The sequence below is a fragment of the Phenylobacterium haematophilum genome (assembly GCF_014196295.1).
In the GTDB taxonomy this organism is placed as follows: Bacteria; Pseudomonadota; Alphaproteobacteria; order Caulobacterales; family Caulobacteraceae; genus Phenylobacterium; species Phenylobacterium haematophilum.
In genome coordinates this window covers 356,239-379,351 of the sequence record NZ_JACIDK010000001.1, presented here as the reverse complement: position 1 = coordinate 379,351, position 23,113 = coordinate 356,239, and the positions used below count along the sequence as shown (strand labels likewise).

The following is a 23,113-nucleotide window of genomic DNA, read 5'->3' as shown; positions in this document are numbered from 1 at the left end:
GGCCTCCTTAGCCCGTCACTTGTGAAAAGTCCGCGACCCGCTCCATGAGGTCGCGAACCTGCACGAGAAGACGCAGGCGGTTCTCGCGTTCCGCCGCGTTTTCAGAATTCACTAGAACCGCCTCGAAGAAGGCGTCGACCGGCGCGCGCAGTCCCGACAGGGCACGCATCGCGTCGGCGAAGTCTTCCTGCTGCAAAGCCTGCGCCACAGCCGGTTCGGCGGCCTGGAGAGCCGCGATCAGCGCCCCCTCCTCCTTCGGCGCGCCCGGCATGCCGACCGCAGGGCCAGCCGGAAGCTCGCCCTTCTTCTCCTCGGCCTTGAGGATGTTGCCGGCGCGCTTGTAGCCGGCCAGCAGGTTCTGGCCGTCGGCGCCGGTGAGGAAGTGGTCGAGAGCCTCGACCCGGGCGACGATGCGCACCAGATCGTCGTCGCCGAGGGCGAACACCGCGTCCACGAGGTCGTGGCGCTTGCCCTGGTCGCGCAGCGCGACCTTCAGGCGATCGGCCAGGAAGCCGAGGACCTCGTCGGCGACCACGCCATAGGGGCGGAACTGATATTGGACCTCGCCCTCCGGCGGATCGCCGGCCGGCGCAGAACGGTCGAAGCGGATGTCGAAATCCTCGGTCGTCGACACGACATAGGGGACGCCTTCGAGCAACGCGTTCTCGAATTCCTCGACATAGGTCTCGAAGACTTCCGACGGCGAGCGGTAGGCCGGGCCGAGATAGCCGGTCGTGCGGCGGGTCGAGACGTAGAGCGCGCGGCCCGGATCGACGTAGCAGCGCAGCGACCTGTACCAGTCGGCCACGAGCTCGCGCACCGGGGCGCGGGCCTCGGAGCCCAGCAGGATTCGGATGATGCCCAGCGCGGCGCGGCGCAGGGCGTAAGGGTCGCGCGAGCCAGTCGGCTTTTCATCGATGGCGAAGAAGGCGACCAGGGTGTCGAGCTTCTCGGCGATGGCCACGGCCATGGTCACCGGAGTGTCCGGCGCCTCGTCCTTGGCGCCGACCGGACGGTAGTGGTCACGGATGGCGTCGGCGACGACCGGGCTGATCTTTTCCTCACGGGCGTAGTAGCCGCCCATCAAGCCCTGCAGCTCGGGGAACTCGCCGACCATGCCGGTGGCGAGGTCGGCCTTCGACAGGCGTGCGGCCAGCACGGCCTTGGCGACATCGGCGCCGACGCGCGGGGCGATGGCCTTGGCCAGCAGCTCCAGGCGCTCGACGCGTTCGGCCAGGGTGCCGAGCTTGGCGTGAAAGGTGACGCCGGACAGCTTGGTGAGGCGCTCTTCCAGGGTGACCTTGCGGTCCTCGTCCCAGAAGAAGCGGGCGTCGTTCAGGCGCGCCGACAGCACCTTGGCGTTGCCGCGGGCGATTTCCTTGCCGCCGTCGGCCGCCTCGATGTTAGCGACGGTCAGGAAGTTCGGGGCCAGCTTGCGCCCGCCGTTGCCGTCGCCGCGGCTGGGATCGGAGACGGCGAAGTACTTCTGGTGGGTGCGCATCGAGGTGCGGATCACCTCCGGCGGCAGGTCCAGGAAGGCCGGGTCCATGTCGCCGAGCACCGGGGTGGGCCACTCGGCCAGGCCCGCGACCTCGTCCAGCAGGCCGTCGTCGTCGACCAACTCGAGGTTGCGCGCGAAGCAAAGGGTGCGCGCGCCGTCCATGATGCGGTCCTTGCGCTCCTCGGGATCGAGGATCACGAAGTGCGCGGCCAGCTTGTCGCGGTAGCTGTCGAAGTCCTTCACCTTGAAGGGCTTGCCAGAGCCCATGAAGCGATGGCCCTCGGTGACGTCGCCGGACTCGATCCCGTCGACGTTAAACGGCACGACCGCGCCATCGAACAGGAAGACGATGCGCTTCAGCGGCCGAACCCAGCGCAGCGTGCCGCGGCCCCAGGTCATCGACTTCGGCCACGGGAAGTTGCGGATCACGTGATCGAGGATCTCGGCGACGATCTCGGCGGTCGGGCGGCCCTTGCGATGGATGTGGGCGAACCAGACGCCGTCCTTGTCCGTGAGTTGGTCGCGGGTCAGGCCGGTCGATCGCAGGAAGCCGTCGATGGCGGCGTCGGGCGAGCCGACGCGCGGGCCCTTGCGCTCCTCATGGCGGTCGCCCTGAGCTTCCGGCAGGCCTTCGGCCACCAGGGTCAGTCGACGCGGACCGGAGAAGGTCTTCAGGCCTTCCGGCAGCAGGCCCTGCTCGGCCAGCCGCTCGCGGAACATGCGGTCGAGGTCGCGCGCGGCCTGAACCTGCATGCGCGCGGGAATCTCTTCGGAGAACAGTTCAATTAGAAGCTGGGGCATCAGTTAGCTCCGGCCTCAAGCGGTTGCGGGGAGAATAGCTCCGCCGACTGCGCGCGTTGAGCCGCGTTGGCGCGAGCGCTCAGCGCTCGCGTCGTGAAATGGCCATAGAGCTTGTCGGCCTTGGAATACTGCCAGTCGGTGATCGCCGCCTCATCGACTTCGACTTGGTCGCCCACCTTAAGGCCGCCCAGATCGTACGGCTCATTGGCGAGTTCGCCGATCACCTTGCCATCGGTCCGGCCGATCACGTTCACCCAGATGTTCTCGGTGGCGCCGGCGCGAGTCTGAAACGCGGCCTTGACCGCGTAGTGGCCGTAGCCAGCCGGCTTGGCGTCGAACTTCGCCCAAAACAGCGGCAACGACTTGCGGGCTTCGCTCGACGCCGCAGCGAGGGCCGCGTCATGCTCGTCAGAGAAGATGACCTCTTGCTCCGGCGACCGCTCCGTCTCCCGCGCGCACGCCGATAGAACCGGACCGACGGATGCCGCAATGGCGACGAGAGTCGTAAGGAGAGCGCGTTTCACGCGTTGCCGCCTTCGTTTTCGACCCACGCCTCGGCGCACATCTTGGTCAGGTCGCGGATGCGGCCGATGTAGCTCTGGCGCTCGGCCACGGCGATCGCGCCGCGGGCGTCCATCAGGTTGAACAGGTGGCTGGCCTTCAGCACGTGGTCGTAGGCCGGCAGCACGGTGCGCTGGCCCTGCGGGCCGCGGCCGTCGAGGATGCGCGGCACCTGGCGTTCCATGTCTTCGAACTGACGCTTCAGGGTGTCGACGTCATAGAGGTGGAAGTTGGCTTCCGACTGCTGGCGCTCGTTCTCGAGGAACACGTCGCCATAGGTCATCGGCAGCGGGCCGTCCGGATCGTTGAACGCCAAGTCGGTGAAATGGTCGACGTTCTGGAGATACATGGCCAGGCGCTCGAGCCCGTAGGTCAGTTCGCCCGCCACCGGCCAGACGTCCAGGCCGCCCACCTGCTGGAAGTAGGTGTACTGGGTGACTTCCATCCCGTCGCACCAGACTTCCCAGCCCAGGCCCCAGGCGCCGACGGTAGGGTTTTCCCAGTCGTCTTCCACGAACCGGATGTCGTGCATGCGGGTGTCGAGGCCGATCGCCTCCAGGCTGCCCAGGTAGAGCTCCTGCAGATTGTCGGGGTTCGGCTTCAGGATGACCTGGTACTGGTAGTAGTGCTGCAGCCGGTTGGGGTTCTCGCCATAGCGGCCGTCGGCCGGGCGGCGCGAGGGCTGCACGTAGGCCGCGCGCCAGGGCTTGGGTCCCAGGGCGCGAAGCACCGTAGCCGGATGAAGCGTACCCGCCCCGACCTCAACATCGTGGGGCTGCAGAATCACGCAGCCCTGGCGGCTCCAATAGTCATGCAGTTTCAGGATAAGACCCTGAAACGAAAGCGGCTTATCGGCTGGCATGGGCAGGGGTTTCGCAGGCGCAAAAAAAGTCGGCGGACCATAGGGCCCGCCGACCTTCGCTTCAAGGCGGAATGCCTTGTTCTAATTGCCGCGCGGAGAGGTCGCCCGTCCGGCGCGGGACAACGGTTTGAACTTCGCCCGGTTCTCGGGCGTGTCGGCCACCGGTCCGTTGGTGACGACGTTGGTCGCCACGGTCGCCGAGGCCGGAACGCCTTGCGCCGAAGCATCGGCGCTGGCGGGGGGCATGACCGCGGCTTCGTCCGAAGGCGGGTTCACGCTGGTGTCGGGCATGGGAGCGGCGCCGGGCATGGCTGTGGTCGCCGAGGCGTCAGCGCCGGGCGTGGTCATCGCCTTGCCGGTCTCGTCCTGCATCTGGGCGGAGTCGGCGGGCTTGGATTTCTTGGCGCCTTCGCCGGCGTGGGCGGCGCCGCCGATCAGGGCCAGAGCGGCTGCGGCTGTGAGCAGGGTCTTCATGGTCATCGTCATCGCCTCCGAATAATCCACCTGGCCCCCACTGCCAGGTTGTGTCCCGTTCTAGCGCTCGGCGCCGCGCTTTTGTTCCGCTCCAAACCGCAGGTGGGACGGACGCAAACGCCCGCTGGAGCGACATTCCGCCTGAAATTTGGGCGCCGCACCCGGGTTCTGCACAGCAATCGTGCCGCCCGCGCCTTTTCATTGATCAGAAGTTACCGGGCGCCGTTCAGCGCGCCGTGCGTCGATAGCGTCGCCCTAGCCGTCGGAGGGGGGATGCCAGCCGCATCTTCCGGCGGATGCGGGTCAATCGAACGCGCGCCCCCCGGCTGGGGACGCGCAGGAGCAGGCGATGAAACTGATCATAGCGGTCGTCAAACCCTTCAAGCTGGACGACGTGCGCGAAGCGCTCGTGGGCGCCGGCATCGAAGGCCTGACGGTCTCCGAAGTGAAGGGCTATGGCCGCCAGAAGGGCCAGACGGAGATCTACCGGGGCGCCGAGTACCAGGTGAACTTCGTCCCGAAGGTCAAGCTGGAGGCGGTGGTCGACGACGCGGCGGCCGACAAGGCCGTCGAGGCCATCAAGGGGGCCGCCGCCACCGGCAAGATCGGCGACGGGAAGATCTTCGTCCTCAACGTCGAGGACGCTGTGCGCATTCGGACCGGCGAGACCGGCACGGCGGCGCTGTGACGCGCGCCGAACTCATCGGGACAAGGGGATAACGACAATGAACACAACGAGATTCAACAAGCTGGCGGGCCTGGCGCTCGCCGCGGCGCTGGCGGGCGGTTCGCTCGCCCCAGCGTTCGCCCAGGAGGCCGCTCCGGTCGCCCCCGCCGCAGCCGAGGCGGCGGCGCCGGTCGCCGCTGCGCCTGAGGCGGCCGCACCTGAGGCGGCGCCGGCGCCGGCCGAAGCAGCGCCCGCCGAAGCCCCGGCCGAAGAAGAAAAGCCGGCCCTGGACACCGGCGACACCTCCTGGGTGCTGACCTCCACCGCCCTGGTCCTGATGATGACCATTCCGGGCCTGGCGCTGTTCTACGGCGGCATGGTTCGCCGCAAGAACGTCATCGCGACGGTCGCCCAATCGTTCGCCATCACCGCCGTCATCTCGGTGGTCTGGATGGTCGCCGGCTACTCACTGGCCTTCAGCACCAACTCCAACGAGGGCCTGAACGCGGTCATCGGCGGGCTTGGGAACGCCTTCCTCTCGGGCGTGACCATGGAAAGCACGAACAGCCTGGCCGCCACGATCCCGGAATCGGTGTTCGTGATGTTCCAGATGACCTTCGCGATCATCACCCCGGCCCTGATCGCCGGCGCCTACGCCGAGCGAATCAAGTTCTCGGCCGTGCTGGTGTTCACCGTGCTCTGGTCCCTGCTGGTCTATGCGCCGACCGCCCACGCGGTCTGGGGCGGCGGCTTCCTCGGCGGCGACGGCGTCCTCGACTTCGCCGGCGGTACGGTCGTCCACATCAACGCCGGTGTCGCGGGCCTGGTCTGCGCGCTCGTGCTCGGCCGCCGCAAGGGCTACGGCAGCGAGAACATGGCGCCGCACAACCTAGTGCTGACCATGATCGGCGCCAGCCTGCTGTGGGTCGGCTGGTTCGGCTTCAACGCCGGTTCGGCCGTCGGCTCCAACGCCCTGGCCGGCGTGGCGATGCTGAACACCCAGGTCGCCACCGCCGCTGCGGCCATCGCCTGGATGCTGATCGAATGGGTCGAGCGTAAGAAGCCCGGCATGCTGGGTCTGGCCTCCGGCGCCGTGGCCGGCCTGGTCGCCATCACTCCGGCCGCCGGCTTCGTGAACCCGCAGGGCGCGCTGATCATCGGCCTGCTGGGCGGCGCGGCCGGCTACTTCGGCGCGGTTTGGCTGAAGCGCCTGCTGAAGTACGACGACAGCCTGGACGCCTTCGGCGTGCACGGCGTCGCGGGCATCGTCGGCGCCTTGCTGACCGGCGTCCTCGCAGACCCGAAGGTCAACAGCCTGGGCGAAGGCGCGAACCTGATGACCCAAGCCTGGGGCGTCGGCGTCACCATCGCCTTCACCGCGGTGGCCACCTTCCTGATCCTGATGGTCGTGAAGTTCACGATCGGCCTGCGGGTCAGCGACGAGGCCGAGGTCGAAGGCCTGGACATGTCGCAGCACGGCGAAGCCCTGCACGACTAATCGCCTCAAATGGGGAGACGGGAACGGGGGGCCTTCGGGTCCCCCGTTTTCGTTTCAGCGTCGACGGATCAGGCGTCCGGCCAGGGTCCGCCGAGCCGGCAGCGGACGGTCCACCAGTCCGGACGCAGCGCGTCGACCCGCGCGGCCAGGGCGTCGGCCTCGATGTCGCTGGCGCAGATGGCGAAGCAGGTCGCCCCCGAGCCGGACATGCGGGCGATCAGGGTCTCGCGCTCCTCAGAGAGCGTCGCCAGGACGTCGCCGACCTCCGGCGCCAGGCCGACGGCCGGGACCTGGAGATCGTTGCGCATCATGCCGAGCCAGGCGGCCAGTTCCTCGACGCTCTCGAAGGCGGCCGGCATCGGCGGCGGCGCGACGTCGCCGAATTCGCCGAGCGCGTCGAAGGCGCGGTAGACGGCCGGGGTCGAGACCTCGACCCGCGGATTGACCAGAACCGCCTCGATAGTCGGCATCTGCGGGGCCGGGGTCAGCAGCTCCCCCCGCCCCTGCGCCAGCACCGGGCGGCCCCAGAGGCAGGCCGCGCCGTCGGCGCCGAGCGAGGCGGCGATCGCCTCAAGCTCCACATCGTCGACCTGCACACCGAGCGCGGCGCGCATCAGGCGCAAAGCCGCGCCGGCGTCGCTGGAGCCGCCGCCGAGGCCGGCGGCGACCGGCAGCAGCTTTTCGAGGGACAGTCCGACCAGCGGCTGGGGGCCGCGCGCTCGGGCCAGCAGGGCGCGCGCGGCGCGCAGGACGAGGTTGTCGCCCTCGCCCGCCAGCATGCCGCCGAACGGGCCGTGGACACGGACAGACAAAGAATCCGCTTCGTGCAGCACGACGCGGTCGCCGACGTCGGCGAAGGCCATCAGGCTGCACAGCGGATGGTAGCCGTCGCCGCCCGGCGCGCCGACGTGCAGGAAGAGGTTGATCTTCGCCGGAGCGAAGGCGATCCGGCTCATCGGTTACTGGCCGGCGATGCGCGGCGCGGCCGACGGGCCCTTCGGGCCTTGGCCCGAGGCCAGCTTCGCCTCGACATCGGCCTTGATCTTCGGATCGGGATCCAGGGTCAGCACGCGCCGCCACTGGTACTCGGCCTCGATGCGGCGGCCGACGCGCCAGTAGGCGTCGCCGAGGTGGTTGTTGATCTCCGGATCGCCGGCTTCGAGTTCGACCGCCTGTTCCAGCAGGTCGACGGCCTTCTTGTAGTCGCCGAGCCGATAGTGGGCCCAGCCGAGCGAATCGACCATCGCGCCCGACTGCGGGTTGGCGGCCACGGCCCGCTCGACCATGCCCAGGGCCTCGGCCAAGCGTTCGCCGCGGTCGATCCAGGTATAGCCGAGATAGTTGAGCAGTTCCGGCTCATCCGGGCGCAGTTCCAGCGCCGCCTTCAGGTCGCGTTCGCCCTCCGGCCAATGGCCGGCGCGCTCGTACGCGACGCCGCGCATGTAGAGCAAGCGCCAGTCCGGGGTGGAGCTGGCCTCGATCAATCCGCTCAGCACCTGGGCGGAGTCATCGTAGCGCTCGTTGGCGCGCAGCAGGTCGGCATAGGTGAGCTTGGCCTCGGCGTCGCCGCTCGCTGCGGCTTCCTGGGCCATCTTCAGCGCCACGTCCGATTGCTTGGCGTTCTGGTAGCTCCAGGCGAGCTTGCTGCGCGCGGCGCTGTACTCGTTCGAGCCGGGCTTTGGCTTGCCGTAGGCGGCACGGGCGCCGTCGACGTCGCCGGCCGCCTCCATGATGTCGCCGACCATGAGCCAGGCGGTGTCGCGGCCGGGGTCGAGCCGCAAGGCCAAGCGCAGATAGGCAAGGCCGAGCTGTTCCTGCTTGGCCGCCAGCATGGTCGCGGCTGGGGCCACCAGCACCTGGGCCGCGCCCTGGCGCAGGTTCGGCGCAGCCGGGGCCGACTTGCCGGCCGCGGCGCGGGCGCGGGCGGCGATCAGGTTCTCGTTGTTGGGGGTGACAGCCAAGGAACGATCGTAGAGCGCGACCGCGTCGGCGCGGCGGTTGCGGCGTTCGAGGAAGGCGCCATAGGCCTGGACGGCGATGTCGCCGGGTGCGTCGCCGCCCGTCAGGGCCTTGAAGTCGGTCTCGGCCTCGTCGTAGCGGCGGGCCCGCTCGTAGAGCCAGGCCTGGCCGAGCTGGCCGAAGTAATCGACGACGCGATCGCCGCGCATCTCAGGCCGCACGAGCGAGCCTTCGGTGTCGCCGGCCATGGCGGCGGCCCATGGGGCAAGCAGCGCCGCTGCGCCCCGGTGCGGGAAGCCGATGGCGTCGCCCGACAGCGCAGCGTGCGCCTCCTTGCCCTTGCCTTGCGCCATAAGCTCGACGGCGATGACCAGCTGGCCCAGCCGCTTGGTGGCCTCGGAGGCGTCGACGCCGTCGGGCGCCAGAGCGGCGGCCTTGGGAATGTCGCCGGCCAGCACGGCGGCGGTGAAGGCGCGGTCGCGCAAAAGGTCGCTGGACCCGCCCTCAAGCTCCGCGCGCTCGAAATAGGCGGCCGCCTCGGCGCCGGCCCCATCGTTGAGCGCGCCCTGTCCGGCCAGGAAGGCCCCGTAGGCCGAGCCGCCCATGCCGTCATTGACGGGCGGCGTCCAGGCGACGTCCTGGGGCGCGGTGGCGCAGGCGGTGACGAGGAGCAGCGGAGCGAGGGCGACAAGCAGACGGCGCATGGCTGGGAAACTCGGCGCTTTCGGGGGCGAGTTCAAGGCGTGCTCGACGAACTTGGATGAATTCGCCAGCCCAAAGAAAAAGGGGGCCGCGAGGGCCCCCTTCAGTCTTACATGTTCGGGTAGTTGGGCCCGTCGCCGCCCTGCGGCGTCGTCCAGTTGATGTTCTGCGACGGATCCTTGATGTCGCAGGTTTTGCAGTGGACGCAGTTCTGGAAGTTGATCTGGAACTTCGGGTTGTTCCCCGCCTCGTCGTAGAGCACCTCGTAGACGCCGGCCGGGCAGAACAGACGCGCCGGCTCGCCGTAGCGCGGCAGGTTTACGTTCACCGGAATGCTCGGATCCTTGAGCTTCAGGTGCGCCGGCTGGTTCTCGTCGTGGTTGGTCGAGGACAGGAACACCGACGACAGCTTGTCGAAGCTGAACACGTTGTCCGGCTTCGGATAGACGATCGGCTTGTAGTCCTTGGCCAAGCCGGTGGACTCCGCGTCGGACTTGCCGTGCTTGATCGTGCCCCAGGGCGACCAGCCGCCGAACATGTTGGCGATCATGGCGTCGGCGCCGCCGAGCACGATGCCGGGGATCGTGCCGAACTTCGACCATAGCGGCTTGAAGTTACGGACCGCCCACAGCTCCTTGTGGACCCACGACTTCTTGTAGGCGTCCTCGTAGCCAGAGAGCTCGTCGCTGGAGCGGCCGCCCTGGATCGCTTCGAAGGCGGCCTCAGCGGCCATCATGCCGCTTTTGACCGCGTTGTGGCTGCCCTTGATGCGCGGGACGTTGACCATGCCGGCCGAACAGCCGAGCAGCACGCCGCCCGGGAAGTAGAGCTGCGGCAGCGACTGCGAGCCGCCCTCGGTGATCGCGCGGGCGCCGTAGGCGATGCGCTTGCCGCCTTCCAGGTAGCCGCGGATGGTCGGGTGGGTCTTGAAGCGCTGGAACTCGTCGAAGGGCGAGATCCAAGGGTTCTTGTAGTTCAGGTGCACGACGAAGCCGATGGCCACGTAGTTGTCCCCGAAGTGGTACATGAACGAGCCGCCGCCGGTGGCGTTGTCCAGCGGCCAGCCGAAGGTGTGCTGCGTCAGGCCCGGCTCGAAGTTCTCGTCCGGCACCTGCCAGAGTTCCTTGATGCCGATGCCGAACTTCTGCGCGTCGCGGCCGTTGGTCAGGCCGAAGCGGGCCTGGAGCTGCTTGGCCAGCGAACCGCGGACGCCTTCACCGATGAAGGTGTACTTGGCGTGCAGTTCGATGCCCGGTTGGTAGTCGGGCCCCGGGTTGCCGTCCTTGTCGATGCCGAACACGCCGGCGACGACGCCCTTCACCGAGCCGTCTTCGTTGTAGACGACTTCCGAGGCGGCCATGCCCGGATAGATCTCGACGCCGAGCGCTTCGGCGTGGGTCGCCAGGGCGCGGCAGACGTTGCCGAGCGAGGCGATGTAGTTGCCGTGGTTCAGCATCCACTTGGGGAAGGGCAGCCAGGAGATGTCCAGGTCGCCGTTCGGGCCGAGGATCACGAACTTGTCGCGGGTGACCTTGGTCTCCAGCGGGATGCCGAGTTCCTTCCAGTTGGGCAGCAACTCGTTGATGCCCTTGGGATCGATCACCGCGCCCGAGAGGATGTGGGCGCCGACTTCCGAACCCTTTTCCAGCACGGCGACCGAGACTTCGGTTCCGGCGGCTTCGGCCAGTTGCTTGAGGCGGATGGCCGCTGAAAGCCCCGAGGGCCCGGCGCCGACGATCACGACGTCGTATTCCATCGCTTCGCGCTCAATCGTATCAGTGGCGATGGTCTCGCTCATGATCCCCGTAACTCCCAAAATGGCCGCGCCGGGGTTCCCCTCCCCTTTGTTTCACGCGGCGTTGATCCGTCGGGCGACTTATCCGAAGCTTGTACAAGGGCGGTCAAGCGCGAACTCGGCTATAGACGCTCTTTAAAGAACACCATGAGCCAAGCTGCGCCCTTCGATCGTGTCGCCGAAAGCCTCCTCGCCTTCTGGGCGGAAGCAGGCGTCGACGCCATGCTGCATGATACGCCCATCGATCGCATCGAGGCGGGCAAGTTCGTGCCGCCAAAGCCGCCAGAGAAGAAGCCGCTTGCCGCGGCGCCCGCGCCATCCCGCGCTGGGGGCGGTCCGGACGTCGCCGGGGCGGTCGCCCAGGCGCGGCAGCTCGCCGCGGGCGCCCAGAACCTTGAGGCGCTGAAGGCGGCCATCGCGGGATTCGACGGCTGCTCTCTGAAATTTGAAGGCGCCCGGCAGGCGGTGTTCGCACGCGGCGCGGCCGATGCGCCGCTGCTGGTGATCGGCGAAGGCCCAGGGGCCGAGGAGGACGCCCGGGGCGAACCTTTCGTCGGCCGCGCCGGCCAGTTGCTGGACAAGATGCTGGCCGCTGCGGGGCTCGACGGCCGGGTGTTCATCACCAACACGGTGTTCTGGCGTCCACCCGGCAACCGCACCCCTTCAGCGCTGGAACAGGCTGTCTGCCAACCATTTCTCGAGCGCGCGATCGAGCTGGTCTCGCCCAAGATGCTGCTGCTGGTCGGGGCGCCGTCGGCCAAGTCGATGCTCAAGCGCGACGAGGGCATCCTGTCGCTGCGCGGCCGCTGGTTCGAGTGGCGCTCGGAGGCGGGAAACCTGGAGCTGCCGGCCATGCCGACCCTGCACCCGGCCTTCCTGCTGCGCCAGCCAGGGGCCAAGAAGAAGGCCTGGAGCGACCTTCTGACCCTGACCGAACGGCTTGATCGCCCTGACCGTGGCGCTTAAGACTTAGCCGTCACGAGAACTGAGGGTCACGTCGGCCGCGCGCAGAGGCGGCGACGTGGAGATCGCATGCGGGCACGCAAGGGCATGCGGATCGCGGTCTTGACCATGATCTGCTCCGCCATCGCCGGAACGACGAACGCTGCGCCACAGGCCCTGAGCCCGTGGGACGCCAAGCGCTACGCCGCTGCGTTCGACGCTGTCGACCGCGGCGACTTCATCGACGCCGAGATGCAGACGTCCGAGATCAAGGATCGTTCCCTGACCGGCCACCTGGCGTTCCGCCAGCTGATGCACCCGGGCGGACACGTCGCGACCTATGACGACCTCGCCAAGTGGCTGGACCAATACAGCGATCTGCCGGGCGCGGAGCGGATCTACACCCTGGCGAGCAAGCGTAAGCCGGCGCTGGCCAAGCCGCTCAAGGCCCCGCTGCTGGCCGGCGCCGACTGGCGACGGGTCGAGGTCACCGCCCAGGGAATTTCCGGCAAGGCTCCGGCCGACCGCACCCGCAAGGCGCGAGAGGCCTTTTATTCCGGCGACGTGCAGACCGCGATGGATCTGGCCCCCGCCGTCGGCGAGCGCTGGATCGCCGGCCTGGCCGCCTATCGGCTGAAGAACTACGCCGTCGCCCAGACCTTCTTCAGCCAGGTCGCCCGCGACGAGCAGGAAGACCCCTGGCTGCGCTCGGCGGCGGCCTATTGGGCGGCGCGCTCGCTGGAGGAGACCGGCGACACCACGCGCGCCCAGGGTTTCCTGAAGCTCGCAGCCCGCCATCCGACCACCTTCTACGGCATGATCGCCGAGCGCCGCGTGCGGCTGGAGGCGCTGGACCGCGTCTCGGAAGCCCCGCCCCCGCCCGTCGCTCGCGAGATCGTGCCGGCGACGTTCGCCTCAGCCCCCAGCGCCCACCTGACCCCGTTCATCCGCGAGGACGCCCGCGCCCACCGCGCCACGGCGCTTGCCCAGATCGGCATGCCGGTCGAAGCTGGGCTGGAGTTGCGCGCCGGGCTGGCAATGGCCAAGACCGAGGCCGAGCGCTCGCAATGGATGTCGCTGATCCTGGCGCTGAACGCGCCGCTGACCTCGGACGCCGACGTCGCCGCCTCGCTGCCCGCCGGTCGCTCGTTCGCCGAGCCGGACTATCCGACCCCGTTGCTGGAGCCGAAATCGGGTTTCACCATCGACCGAGCGCTAGTCTACGCAATCGTCCGTCAGGAAAGCCGCTTCAATCCGCAGGCGGTCTCGCCCGCTGGGGCGGTCGGGCTGATGCAGGTGATGCCGGAAGCGGCCGCCCGTGCGGCCGGCGACGACAAGCTGAAGGCCGATATGAGCCCGATGTTCGACCCGGCGTTCAACCTGCGCGTCGGACAGGATTATGTGACCTGGCTGATGGAGCGCGGCGTCGGCTACGACATCCTGCGCACGGTGGCGGCCTATAACGGCGGCCCCGGCACGCTGCTGAAGACCGCGAAGATGGTCGGCGAAGAGGCCGACAGCCTGATGTTGATCGAGAGCCTGCCCAGCCAGGAGACCCGCAACTACGTCGAGAAGGTGATGGCGGGCTACTGGACCTATCGCAAGAAGTTCGGCCTCGACACCAAGACCCTCGACGCCCTGGCCCAGGGCGCGCGCTTCGTCGACGCCCGTCTCGACCGCTAGCTGAGGACCGCTGCGCGGCCGACACGGCGGCGCAGGGCGGCTAGATCGCCGACGCCATCCAGGCTCTGCGTCCGTGTCAGCACGCCTGCCAGTTTCGGCCCGGTCAGGCGCTCAAGGAGTCCCGGCTCGCGCGAGACCAGCAGGGCCGGCCCGCCGCCCTCCTCCAGGTGACGCCGCACGCTCTCGTCCCAGCCTGGCCGCAGGCGCAGCGACACCGGCAGCACCAGCACATAGTCGCCCCTGGCCCGGCGCAGGGCGGCGGCGAAATCGGCGACGACGTCGGCGCCGGCGTCCTCGCAGATCGCCAGAGTGGCGTCGGTCGATCCGGCATCGGCCACCAGCACCTCGCGCACCAGGCCGTCGACGGCGGCGGGCACCAACGCTGACAGCAGCGCGGCCAGGTCGCGGTCGGCATTGGCGGTCGAGACGACGACGGAGATCATGCGTATCCAAAGGTGACGCTTCGGGCGCCGCGTCAACATTGTTCTTGTTTTGTTCGCTCCCGATCCTATGCTGCGGGCCGTGAGCACCTTCACCCAGCAGATCACCGTCCGCGGCCGCGGGGCGCGGTCGAACGCCAGCGGGCGGTTCGAGAGCCAGGCCCGCGAGGCGTTCGACGACGGCTGGACGGTGGAGGACGCCGAACCTCAGCAGTTGAAGACCACGCTGAGCCCCGAGAACGCGCGCACGATCATCAGCAAGAACGACAGTCCCGATGTCGGCTTCTCACGCTCGATCAATCCTTACCGAGGCTGCGAGCATGGCTGCATCTACTGCTACGCGCGCCCGGCGCACGCCTATATGGGGCTGTCCCCCGGCCTCGATTTCGAGAGCCAGCTGTTCTTCAAGCCCGACGCCGCCAGGCTGCTGGAGAAGGAGCTCTCCTCTCCGCGCTACCGGCCCGAATTCATCCACATCGGCGGGAACACCGACCCTTACCAACCGGTCGAGCGCACGACGAGGATTACACGCGGCGTGCTGGAGGTGATGGAGCGCTTCGGCCACCCCTGTTCGATCATCACCAAGTCGGCTCTGATCCTACGCGACCTCGACGTGCTGGCTGCGCTGGGCCGGCGCAATCTCTGCCGGGTGGCGATCTCGGTCACCAGCCTGGACCGCAGGCTGGCGCGCAGCATGGAGCCGCGGGCGGCGACGCCCGAGCGCCGGATCGGCGCGATCAAGGCGCTTTCCGACGCCGGGGTGCCGGTGGTGGTGATGTTCGCCCCGGCGATCCCCAGCCTCAACGACCACGAGATGGAGGCGGTGCTGGAACGGGCCGCCGAGGCCGGCGCCAGGGGTGCGGGCTATGTCGCCTTGAGGCTGCCGCGCGAGATCAAGGATCTGTTTCGCGAGTGGCTGGACACCGACCATCCGGACCGGGCGCGGCGGGTGATGTCCCTGGTGCGCCAGATGCGCGGCGGCCTCGACTACGACCCCGAGTGGGGCAAGCGGATGCGCGGCGAAGGGCCGATCGCCGAACTGATGTCGCAGCGCTTCCAGGCGGCCAAGAAGCGCCTTGGCCTGGACGCGAAGCTGCCCGTCCTGGACCTGTCGCAGTTCAAGGTCCCGGCCAAGTCGGGCGACCAGGGCGACCTGTTCGGCGGCTGATCTACCGCGTGAACACCCCGACCAGTTCGACGTGCGGCGACCAGAGGAACTGATCGACCGGCAGCACCCGCTCCAGCGTGAAGCCGGCGTCGATCAGGGTGCGCGCGTCGCGCACGAAGGTCGCCGGATTGCAGGAGACGCCGATGGCGCGGGCCACGCCCGAGCGGGCGATTTCGGCGGCCTGCTCGGCTGCGCCGGCCCGGGGCGGGTCGAACACGACCGTGTCGATGCGCTTCATCTCCTCGGCCAGCAGCGGACGACGCGTCAGGTCGCGGGCCTCGGCGGTGATGCCGTGCAGGCCCGGCGCCGTGGAGATCGCTGCGCTGAGCGCACGGACGGCAGGTGCGGCGCCGTCGGCGGCCAGCACCGGCGCGACTCCAGCGAGACGGAAGGTGAAGGTCCCAACGCCGCAGAACAGGTCGGCGATGCGCTCGGCGCCGACGGCGGACTCGACGACCATGGCGCCCATCGCCGCCTCGGCCTCGGGGACCGCCTGCAGGAAGGCGCCGGCCGGCAGGGCGACGGTCGCCGCGCCGATACGGACGGTGGGCTGACGCGCCATGTAGGCGACCTCGCCGTCCATGGTGACGCGGGCGAAATCGGCCGCCGCCGCGTATTCGGCCATGCGCATGCGGGCGTCGGCCGACAGCCCGCCGCTCTTGCGCTCGACGCCGCTGATGTCGACATCGATGCCGGTGGCGGTCAGCGTGACGTGCAGGGTCGGCGCAGACTTCGGATGCTCGAACAATGGCGCGGCCAGGCGGCGCAGCGCCGGTAGCGCAGCCTCCAGAGCCGGGTCGGCGATCGGACAGGCGCTGATGTCGACGACGTCCCAGGACTTGCGGGTCTTGAAGCCCAGGCGCGCGGCGTCCCTCTTTCCTTGGCGAGCGTGGAGCGCCAGGCGACGGCGGGTGTGCGGCTTGGCGGCGAAGGCCGGGAGCACCTCCGTCTCGATGCGCTCTCGGGCCAGGGTGCCGATCAGCCGCTCGACCTTCCAGGCCAGATAGGCGTTGTGCTCCCAGTGCTGCAGGGCGCAGCCGCCGCAGATCCCGAAGTGCGGACACGGCGGGGTCACGCGCTGCAGGCTGGCCTGCAGGATCGCCTCGACCTCGCGCCGCTGCGGACCGGCGGCGAGACGCACGCGCTCCCCCGGCAGGGTGAAGGGCGCATAGAGCGGACCTGCCGCAATGCCGTCGCCTTCGCCGCCTACGGCCTCGATCAGAACCTCCACCGGCGGGCCGGAAGGAGCGTCGGTGGGTCGGGCCCGGTGGGGTCGGGGACGTCGCATGCTCAAAACTCGCTGATGGCGCCGACCCCGAAATCCCAAGCGGGATAAGGCGTCAACGAAGATGAACGAACATGAACGGAGCGCTCAAGCACCGTTCAGACTCGTTCAGCCAAGTTCCATAGCGCAGGCGGGGCTTCGGCGCCGCCTCCGAGTTCGAATGAAGGAGAAGCCGATGAAACGTGCTCTTGCTCTCGCCGCCGCCGGGATGATGGCCGTGACCGTGCCCGCCGTGACGTTCCCGAGCATCGCGTCGGCGCAGTCCTATGACCCGTGCCGCGACCAGCAACGTCAAAGCGCCAACAAGGGCACCATCGTCGGCGGCCTGGTCGGCGCGCTGGCCGGCGGCGGCGTCGCCGCCAAGGGCGCCAAGACCGAAGGCGCGCTGCTGGGCGGCGCGGTCGGCGCCGTGGCCGGCCACGAGATCGGCAAGCGCAACAGCAAGTGCAGCAACTACCGCCCTGCCCCCGCCCCGCGCCCGGCCGCCTACCGCTCGAGCAGCAACTACCAGCGCAGCAGCTATAGCCAGCCCAGCAACTGCCGCTGGGTGCAGGACAACTACGGCGGCCGCAACCACAGCTACGAGGTCTGCCGGGGTCGTGACGGCGTCTGGCGTCCGAGCGGCCGCAGCTAAATCAACGACAACAAGCTCGCATCAGTCTCAAGGGGTAATCCGCAATGAACTTCCGTTCGACCTTCGCCAAGAGCGCGCTTGCTGGCGTGGCCGGCGTCATGGCGCTCGGCTCGGCCGCCGCCATTCCCACCTTCGCGGCGGCCCAGTCGGCGCCGTATTACGGCGGCGGCTATGGCAACACCTACTATGACCCCTGCCGTCGCGACTCCACCAACCGCAGCACGGTCGGGGCCCTGGTCGGCGGCGCGCTCGGCGCGGCGATCGGCTCGAACGCGGCGGCCCGCAACGCGCGCACCGAAGGCGCCCTGCTGGGCGGCGCGCTGGGCGCGTTGGGCGGCGCGGCGGTCGGCAAGAACTCGGCCGCTTGCGGCGGAACGAGCACGTATCGCGCTCCGCAGACGACCTACAACGGCTATTACGGCCAGCCGGCCGACAACGGCTACTACGCCCGTTCGTATGACGACCGCCGCTACTACGACCGCGGCGAGCCCTATCGGGTGGTCGAGCGTCCGGCCGCCACGGACGGCTGCACCCTGGCCGAAAGCCCGATCTATCTGCCCGACGGCCGCACCCAGAAGCGTTTCGTCCGCGTCTGCCCCGACGCGAACGGGAACTTCCAGGTCGTCGACTAAGCCTCCCAAGGGGGAGCCCGTCGGCGTATTCGACGGACGGAAGCCGCTCGCGCCGCCCCGCGCGGGCGGCTTCTCCTTTTTGGAATCAGGCCCGCTGGGCCCAGAGCAGATATTCGAGATTGCCGTCGCCGCCGGCGATGGGGCTGTCGGCGACTTCGCGCACGGCCCAGCGTGAGGCGCTCAGGAAGGCCGCCACCTCGTCCAGCGCCCGGCGACGCGCCGCCTCGTCCTTGACCAGCCCGCCCTTGCCGACGTGTTCCGGGCCCACCTCGAACTGCGGCTTGACGAGCGCGACCAGGTCGGCCCCGCCGGCGGCGAGCGCCAGGGCTGCGGGCAGCGCCTTGGCCAGGCCGATGAAGCTGACGTCGGTCACGATGAGGTCGGGAGCTACTGGGATCAGCTGCGGGTCGAGGGTGCGGGCGTCGACGCCCTCCAGCCCCACCACGCGCGGATCCCCCGCCAGCTTGGCATGCAGTTGCCCGCGCCCGACGTCGACGGCATAGACCCTCGCGGCGCCCCGCAACAGGCAGACCTCGGTGAAGCCGCCCGTCGAGGCCCCGACATCGACGACGGTGCGGCCTTGAACCTGGACCGGCCAGAGGTCGAGGGCGTGAACAAGCTTGAGCGCCCCGCGCCCGACATAGGGATGGGCCGCAACGGCGGCGATGTCCGCGTCCGCCTCGATCAGTTCAGAAGGTTTGGAAAGCACACGGCCGGCGACGCTGACGCCGCCGGCCTCGATGGCCGCCCGAGCCTTGGCGCGGCTGTCGAACAGGCCGCGTTCGACCAGGACGACATCCGCGCGCTTTTTGCCCAAGCCTTGTTCAGGCGGGTTAGGCCTGCTCCTCAACGAACAGCTTCTTCAGCTCGTTCTTGAGAATCTTGCCGTTCGGGTTGCGAGGCAAGGTCTCGTGCCAGAACTTCACCTTCACCGGCACCTTGAACGCCGCCAGGTGTTCGGCGACGTGGGCGCGGAGCTCCTCCTCCGTCGCCGAAGCGCCGGGCTTGAGGGTCACGACCGCAGCCGGCTCCTCGCCCAGGGTCCGGTGCGGGATGCCGACGATAGCCGCGTCCATCACCGCAGGGTGGTCGTAGAGAACGTTCTCGACCTCGATGCAGTAGATGTTCTCGCCGCCGCGGATCAGCATGTCCTTGGCGCGGTCGATGATGAAGCAGAAGCCTTCCTCGTCGACACGGGCCAGGTCGCCGGTGCGGACCCAGCCGTCGACGAAGGTCTGGGCGGTGGCTTCCGGCTTGTTCCAATAGTTCTTCACGACCTGTGGGCCGCGGGCCCAGAGCTCGCCGACCTGGTTCGGAGCAAGCACCGTGACGCCATCGGCCGGGTCGCGGATCTCCAGGTCGCTGACCGGGACAGCCGGGCCGCAGCTGTCAGGACGGTTGGCGTAGTCCTCGGCGCCATGGGTGGTGACGGTGGCGCAGGTCTCGGTCATGCCCCAGCCGTTGCCGGGGGCCGACTTCGGGAAGGTTTCCTTGATCTTGCGGACCAGTTCCGGGGCCGACGGCGCGCCGCCGTAGGAAACCGACTCCAGCGACGACAGGTCGTAGTTGGCGCGGGCCGGGTGCTCGATCAGCTGCCAGGCGATGGTCGGCACGCCGCCGGCCGACTGGATCTTTTCGCGCTCGATCAGCTCGAACGCCCGGATCACGTCCCACTTGTGCATCATCACAAGCTTGGCGCCGCCCGCCAGGGACGGGTTCAGCACCGCCATGCAGCCGGTGACGTGGAAGAACGGGATCGAAATCAGCGACGAGCGTTGCGGGGCGTTGGGATCCGGCTCCGGCGGCTTCTCGCCGCGGCGCAGGAAGGCGCGCGCGCCGGCCACGGCGCCAGCCATGATGTTGGAGTTGACCGCACGCTGGGTGGCCAGGGCGCCCTTCGGCTTCCCCGTGGTGCCCGAGGTGTAGAAGATGGTGGCGTCGTCGTCCGGATGGATATCGACCGGCGGCAGCGGCTGGTCCGGAAGGTTGGCCCACTCGTTGGCGCCGCCCAGCGCGCTTTCCAGCGTGGTGACCTGCGGATGGGCGATCTCTTCGCGCGAGCGGCTGACATAGACGCGAACCAGGTCGGGACAGTTGGGCAGGTGTTCGGTCAGGCGTTCGTAGCGCTCGGCGTCCATCAGCACGACCTTGCTGCCCGAATCGGTCAGGCCATACTCCAGCTCCGGACCGGTCCACCAAGCGTTCAGCGGGGTCACGATCGCGCCGAGCGAGGCGGCGGCGTAGAACGCAACCACCCACTCGGGCAGGTTACGCATGATCACGGCGACGCGGTCACCCTTCTGGACGCCGTCAGCCTGCAGCCGGCGGGCCAGGGCCGAGACGGCGCGATAGAAGGCTTCGTAGGTGACGCGCTCGTCTTCGTAGACCAGGAACACCTTCTCGCCGTGGGCGCGGCCCAGTTCGACGATCGAACGCAGCGACGGCGGCAGGTTCTTCCAGGTCCGGGTGGGAATGCCGCGGATCTCCACCGTCTCGATCTCGGCCGGGGAGCCAGGCGCGGTGATCAGCGCATGGGCCTGGGCGATGGACATGGCGGGCCAGCCAGCGGGCAGCACAGCCTCGGACATAGGCGTTCTCCTAATGCTCGCGCGGGCCTTGAACGCGCCCGCGTCGTCGTAGGTGAACAAGCATAACCTAGCCCCCGGTGCAAACGTGCGTTTGACGCGACGGCAGGTAATCGCACCAAAGCTGGACGAACACCGCTCCGTCGACCAATCATCGACGAAGCGGCGTAACGCGGGTGGCTAGACCACGGCCTCAAGCAGGCTGAGCGCGTGCTCGAGCTTGGTCTTGGCGGCCTCGGACTCCGCCAGACGCTCGCGATTCTCCTCGACCACCTCTTCCTTCGCGTTTGCGACGAAGGCCGGGTTACCGAGCTTCTTCATCACGTGGGCGATGTCGGAGGCGTGACCGGCGATCTCTTTCGCCAGACGCGCCCGCTCGGCGGTCAGGTCGATGAACTCGGCCACCGGCAGGGCCAGGGTCGCGCCGTTGACCACGAAGGGAATGGCGCCCTGCGGGGCCTGGTCGACGAAGCTGACCTCGGCCACGCGCAGGGTCTGGGCGATGACCGCAGCGTTGGCCTTGAACACCCCGCGCTGAGCGTCGGTGGCGTCGATCACCAGCAGCGGCGGACGGGCCGAATGCGGCACGTTGAGTTCGGCCTTCACCGAGCGTCCCTCGCTGACGGCGGCGACGATCAAACCGATCTCGGCGTCGGCGTCCGGATCGATCAGCGTGTCGGCCAGCTGCGGCCAGCGGGCGGTGATCAGCATCCCCTCGCCGCGCGCGGCGCCGAGGTCGGCGGTCTGGGCCCACAGCTCCTCGGTGAGGAATGGCATGACCGGGTGCAGCAGCTTCAGGATGACGTCGAGCGCCCAGGCGGCGGTCGCCTGGGTTTCGGCCTTCAGCGCCTCGTCAGTTCCGTTGAGCAGCGGCTTCGAGAGCTCGACGTACCAGTCGCAGAAGGTGTTCCAGATGAAGCGATAGAGTCCGTTGGCCGCGCCGTCGAAGCTGCAGCCTTCCAGCGACCTGGTCACGGCATGGGCGGTGCGGACGGTCTCACCGACGATCCAGCGGTTCAGCACGCCCTTCACATTGGCGGGGTCGAAGCCTTCGGCCCGCGCGCAGCCGTTCACCTGGGCGAAGCGGGCTGCGTTCCAGAGCTTGGTGCCGAAGTTGCGGTAGCCTTCGATGCGTTGGCGCGAGAGCTTGATGTCGCGCGCCTGGCCGGACATGGCGGTCAGGGTGAAGCGCAGGGCGTCGGCGCCGTAGTCGTCGACCAGCTCCAGCGGGTCCATGACGTTGCCCTTGGACTTGGACATCTTCTTGCCCTCGGCGTCGCGAACCAGGGCGTTGATGAAGACGCGGTCGAAGGGCACCTCACCCATGAAGTGGATGCCCATCATCATCATCCGGGCGACCCAGAAGAAGATGATGTCGAAGCCGGTGACCAGGGTGCTGGTCGGATAGAACCGTTCCAGGTCGCTGGTCTTCTCAGGCCAGCCCATCGTCGAGAACGGCCACAGCCCCGACGAGAACCAGGTGTCGAGGACATCGTCGTCCTGGCGCAACGGCTCGTCGTGACCGTAGTGCTCGCGGGCGGCGGCCTTGGCCCCCTCTTCGCTCTCGGCGACGAAGATCTTGCCGTCCGGGCCGTACCAGGCCGGGATGCGGTGTCCCCACCAGAGCTGACGCGAGATGCACCACGGCTCGATGTTTCGCATCCACTCGAAGTAGGTCTTCTCCCAGTGGCGCGGTTCGAAGACCGTGCGGCCTTCTTCCACGGCCTTGATCGCCGGCTGGGCCAAGACCTTGGCGTCAACGTACCACTGGTCGGTCAGGTAGGGCTCGATGACCACGCCCGAGCGGTCGCCGTGCGGGACCGCGTGGCGTGTCTTCTCGATCTCGCGCAGCAGGCCCAGTTCCTCGAAGGCGGCGACGACCTTCTTGCGTGCCGCAAAACGGTCGAGGCCCTGGTACTCGGCCGGGGCGTTCTCGTTGATCTTCGCATCTTCGGTGAAGATGTTGATCATCGGCAGATTGTTGCGCTTGCCGACCTGATAGTCGTTGAAATCGTGAGCCGGAGTGATCTTCACCGCGCCAGAGCCCTTTTCGGGATCGGCGTATTCGTCGGCGATGATCGGCACCGGCCGGTTCACGATCGGCAGGCGGACGGCGCGCCCGATCAGGCCCTGGTAGCGCTCGTCGCTCGGGTGGACCGCTACGGCTGTGTCGCCGAGCATGGTCTCGGGCCGCGTGGTGGCCACGACGATCTCGCCCGAGCCGTCCTCAAGCGGATAGGCGAAGTGGTAGAAGGCGCCGTCGACTTCCTTCTGCTCGACCTCGATGTCCGAGATCGCGGTCTGGAAGTGCGGGTCCCAGTTCACCAGCCGCTTGTCGCGGTAGATCAGGCCCTGCTTGTGCAGGGTGACGAAGACCTTGCGGACCGCGGCCGACAGGCCGTCGTCGAGGGTGAATCGCTCACGGCTCCAGTCGCAGGAGGCGCCCAGGCGGCGCAACTGGTTGGTGATGGTTCCGCCGCTCTGCGCCTTCCATTCCCAGACCTTGGCGATGAACTCGTCGCGGCCCATGTCGCGGCGGCCGATGTTACCGGCGGCGGCCAACTGGCGCTCGACGACCATCTGCGTGGCGATGCCGGCGTGGTCGGTGCCGGGCAGCCACAGGGCGGCCTTGCCGCGCATCCGCTCAAACCGGATCAGCACGTCCTGCAGCGTGTTGTTCAGCGCGTGGCCGATGTGCAGCGAGCCGGTGACGTTCGGCGGCGGGATGACGATCGAGAACGGCTCGGCGGCCGGATCGGCGCTGGGCGCGAACGCGCCGGAGCCCTCCCACATGTCGTAGAGGCGCTGTTCGGCGGTCTTGGGGTCGAAATTCTTTTCAAGCATTTGGGGGGCTGCATACATTTTCGAACATCGGCGTGGAAGCGCGATGACATGGAAATCCGCTCATCCCCGCGCCAGCGGGG

19 protein-coding genes are annotated in these 23,113 nt (G+C 68.5%); 7 read left to right on the top strand and 12 right to left on the bottom strand.

Features of this window, described 5'->3' with window-relative positions; genetic code table 11:
* Positions 1–7: 7 nt before the first annotated feature.
* The 4 genes from glyS to GGQ61_RS01955 all read right to left on the bottom strand — a co-directional run bounded on the left by glyS (position 8) and on the right by GGQ61_RS01955 (position 4,205).
* Positions 8–2,302: a glycine--tRNA ligase subunit beta gene (gene glyS, locus GGQ61_RS01970; RefSeq protein ID WP_183769696.1), complete on the bottom strand. Its 2,295-nt coding sequence runs from the start codon at positions 2,300–2,302 to the stop codon at positions 8–10.
* On the bottom strand, positions 2,302–2,826 hold the full coding sequence (locus GGQ61_RS01965; protein ID WP_183769695.1) for a DUF2314 domain-containing protein: 525 nt from the start codon (positions 2,824–2,826) through the stop codon (positions 2,302–2,304). Before GGQ61_RS01965 ends, glyS begins: the two co-directional genes overlap by 1 nt.
* Positions 2,823–3,725, bottom strand: a complete 903-nt coding sequence (locus GGQ61_RS01960) for a glycine--tRNA ligase subunit alpha (protein ID WP_183769694.1) — start codon at positions 3,723–3,725, stop codon at positions 2,823–2,825. Before GGQ61_RS01960 ends, GGQ61_RS01965 begins: the two co-directional genes overlap by 4 nt.
* Positions 3,726–3,806: 81 nt before the next feature.
* Positions 3,807–4,205, bottom strand: a complete 399-nt coding sequence (locus tag GGQ61_RS01955; RefSeq protein WP_183769693.1) for a hypothetical protein — start codon at positions 4,203–4,205, stop codon at positions 3,807–3,809.
* 343 nt (positions 4,206–4,548) lie between these two features.
* On the opposite strand from GGQ61_RS01955, the gene GGQ61_RS01950 reads away from it, so the two are divergent.
* Positions 4,549–4,887: a P-II family nitrogen regulator gene (locus tag GGQ61_RS01950; RefSeq protein WP_183769692.1), complete on the top strand. Its 339-nt coding sequence runs from the start codon at positions 4,549–4,551 to the stop codon at positions 4,885–4,887.
* Positions 4,888–4,924: 37 nt separating this feature from the next.
* On the top strand, positions 4,925–6,364 hold the full coding sequence (locus GGQ61_RS01945) for an ammonium transporter (protein ID WP_183769691.1): 1,440 nt from the start codon (positions 4,925–4,927) through the stop codon (positions 6,362–6,364).
* 68 nt (positions 6,365–6,432) lie between these two features.
* Here the strand turns inward: GGQ61_RS01945 and GGQ61_RS01940 are convergent, their stop codons facing one another.
* From GGQ61_RS01940 to GGQ61_RS01930, 3 genes are all read right to left on the bottom strand, one after another.
* Complete coding sequence (locus tag GGQ61_RS01940) at positions 6,433–7,320, bottom strand: 4-(cytidine 5'-diphospho)-2-C-methyl-D-erythritol kinase (protein WP_183769690.1); 888 nt, start codon at positions 7,318–7,320, stop codon at positions 6,433–6,435.
* 3 nt (positions 7,321–7,323) lie between these two features.
* Positions 7,324–9,027, bottom strand: coding sequence for a tetratricopeptide repeat protein (locus GGQ61_RS01935; protein WP_183769689.1), 1,704 nt, complete (start codon positions 9,025–9,027; stop codon positions 7,324–7,326).
* A 107-nt stretch (positions 9,028–9,134) separates the two neighbouring features.
* Complete coding sequence (locus tag GGQ61_RS01930; RefSeq protein ID WP_183769688.1) at positions 9,135–10,823, bottom strand: electron transfer flavoprotein-ubiquinone oxidoreductase; 1,689 nt, start codon at positions 10,821–10,823, stop codon at positions 9,135–9,137.
* Positions 10,824–10,967: 144 nt separating this feature from the next.
* Here GGQ61_RS01930 and GGQ61_RS01925 point away from each other — a divergent pair, with 144 nt between their 5' ends.
* Complete coding sequence (locus GGQ61_RS01925; protein ID WP_183769687.1) at positions 10,968–11,786, top strand: uracil-DNA glycosylase; 819 nt, start codon at positions 10,968–10,970, stop codon at positions 11,784–11,786.
* A gap of 66 nt (positions 11,787–11,852) precedes the next feature.
* A complete protein-coding gene (locus GGQ61_RS01920) occupies positions 11,853–13,445 on the top strand; it encodes a lytic transglycosylase domain-containing protein (protein WP_183769686.1) in 1,593 nt (530 codons plus the stop codon).
* Here GGQ61_RS01920 and GGQ61_RS01915 read toward each other — a convergent pair.
* Positions 13,442–13,888, bottom strand: coding sequence for a glycosyltransferase (locus tag GGQ61_RS01915; RefSeq protein WP_183769685.1), 447 nt, complete (start codon positions 13,886–13,888; stop codon positions 13,442–13,444). The two genes, GGQ61_RS01920 and GGQ61_RS01915, sit on opposite strands and share 4 nt — an antisense overlap.
* A gap of 79 nt (positions 13,889–13,967) precedes the next feature.
* On the opposite strand from GGQ61_RS01915, the gene GGQ61_RS01910 reads away from it, so the two are divergent.
* Positions 13,968–15,053 (top strand): PA0069 family radical SAM protein, encoded by a 1,086-nt coding sequence (locus GGQ61_RS01910; protein WP_343055985.1) that lies wholly within the window; start codon positions 13,968–13,970, stop codon positions 15,051–15,053.
* A gap of 1 nt (position 15,054) precedes the next feature.
* On the opposite strand, the gene GGQ61_RS01905 is transcribed toward GGQ61_RS01910, so the two are convergent.
* Positions 15,055–16,341, bottom strand: coding sequence for a class I SAM-dependent RNA methyltransferase (locus GGQ61_RS01905; RefSeq protein WP_183769683.1), 1,287 nt, complete (start codon positions 16,339–16,341; stop codon positions 15,055–15,057).
* Positions 16,342–16,513: 172 nt separating this feature from the next.
* On the opposite strand from GGQ61_RS01905, the gene GGQ61_RS01900 reads away from it, so the two are divergent.
* Together GGQ61_RS01900 and GGQ61_RS01895 are read left to right on the top strand one after the other, a co-directional pair.
* Positions 16,514–16,972, top strand: a complete 459-nt coding sequence (locus tag GGQ61_RS01900) for a glycine zipper 2TM domain-containing protein (RefSeq protein ID WP_183769682.1) — start codon at positions 16,514–16,516, stop codon at positions 16,970–16,972.
* A 44-nt stretch (positions 16,973–17,016) separates the two neighbouring features.
* A complete protein-coding gene (locus GGQ61_RS01895) occupies positions 17,017–17,604 on the top strand; it encodes a glycine zipper 2TM domain-containing protein (protein ID WP_183769681.1) in 588 nt (195 codons plus the stop codon).
* An 85-nt stretch (positions 17,605–17,689) separates the two neighbouring features.
* On the opposite strand, the gene GGQ61_RS01890 is transcribed toward GGQ61_RS01895, so the two are convergent.
* From GGQ61_RS01890 to GGQ61_RS01880, 3 genes are all read right to left on the bottom strand, one after another.
* The gene (locus GGQ61_RS01890; RefSeq protein ID WP_183769680.1) at positions 17,690–18,421 is read right to left on the bottom strand and encodes a TlyA family RNA methyltransferase; all 732 of its coding nucleotides are present in this window, start codon (positions 18,419–18,421) and stop codon (positions 17,690–17,692) included.
* Between the two features lie 16 nt (positions 18,422–18,437).
* Positions 18,438–20,192 carry a class I adenylate-forming enzyme family protein gene (locus GGQ61_RS01885; RefSeq protein ID WP_183769679.1) on the bottom strand — a complete coding sequence of 585 codons (1,755 nt, stop codon included), beginning with the start codon at positions 20,190–20,192 and terminating at the stop codon, positions 18,438–18,440.
* 177 nt (positions 20,193–20,369) lie between these two features.
* The gene (locus GGQ61_RS01880) at positions 20,370–23,033 is read right to left on the bottom strand and encodes a valine--tRNA ligase (RefSeq protein WP_183769678.1); all 2,664 of its coding nucleotides are present in this window, start codon (positions 23,031–23,033) and stop codon (positions 20,370–20,372) included.
* Positions 23,034–23,113 lie beyond the last annotated feature (80 nt).